This is a genomic window from Nitratidesulfovibrio oxamicus (assembly GCF_015731765.1).
In the GTDB taxonomy this organism is placed as follows: domain Bacteria; phylum Desulfobacterota; class Desulfovibrionia; order Desulfovibrionales; family Desulfovibrionaceae; genus Cupidesulfovibrio; species Cupidesulfovibrio oxamicus.
This window is the reverse complement of record NZ_VRYY01000726.1, coordinates 1-683: the sequence shown is the minus strand read 5'-3', so window position 1 is coordinate 683 and position 683 is coordinate 1. Positions and strand designations below refer to the sequence as shown.

Below are 683 nucleotides of genomic sequence, written 5' to 3'. Positions count from 1 at the left end.
TTTGCGCCACACCAGCGCCAGCGCCACGGTATACACCGCCACGGCCACCGTCCCCGCCACGGCCACGCCCAGGGTGCCGCGCGTGCCCGCGTGGCCCGCCAGCACGTACAGCGGCAGCGCGGCCAGGGTGGCCAGGGTGCCCACCACTGCCGGGGTCACCGTGTCCTGATGGGCGTAGAAGGCCCGCCCCACCACCTGCTGCACGGCCCAGAAGGCCACGCCGCACAGCATCACCCGCAGCAGGGGCGCGGAGGCCAGCGTCTCGGCGGCGGCGAACCCGCCGCCCTGAAAGATCAGCCGCATGGTGGGTTCCGCGGCCAGCAGCATCCACACGGACAGGGGAATGATCACCGCCAGGGCGTTGCGCAGGGCCGTGGACAGGGTGGCGTCGAAGGCGTCGGACTCCCCCTTGGCGGCAAGCGCCGCCAGAAACGGGTACGAGGCCACGCCGGCGGCCTGGGCCACCACGCCCACCGGCACCAGCATGATGCGCCGGGCGTAGTTGAGCAGGCTTACCGCTCCCTCGCCGGTCATGGAACCGAAGATGCGCACGAACTGTTCGTCCAGCACCACCACCGACTGCCCGATCATCAACGGCAGGGCCAGCAGGGCGAAACGGCGCACGCCGGGGTGACGCAATACCGGGCGCAGCCGCACGCCGCCGCCGCGCGCGGCGGCCAGCA

Annotated in this window: 1 protein-coding gene; it reads right to left on the bottom strand. The window is 72.8% G+C overall.

Annotation, left to right across the window (positions count from 1 at the left end; all coding sequences use genetic code 11):
- Nucleotides 1-683 (bottom strand): lipid II flippase MurJ (locus tag FVW20_RS17710; protein ID WP_307831635.1); only part of this gene is annotated, 683 nt, incomplete at both ends.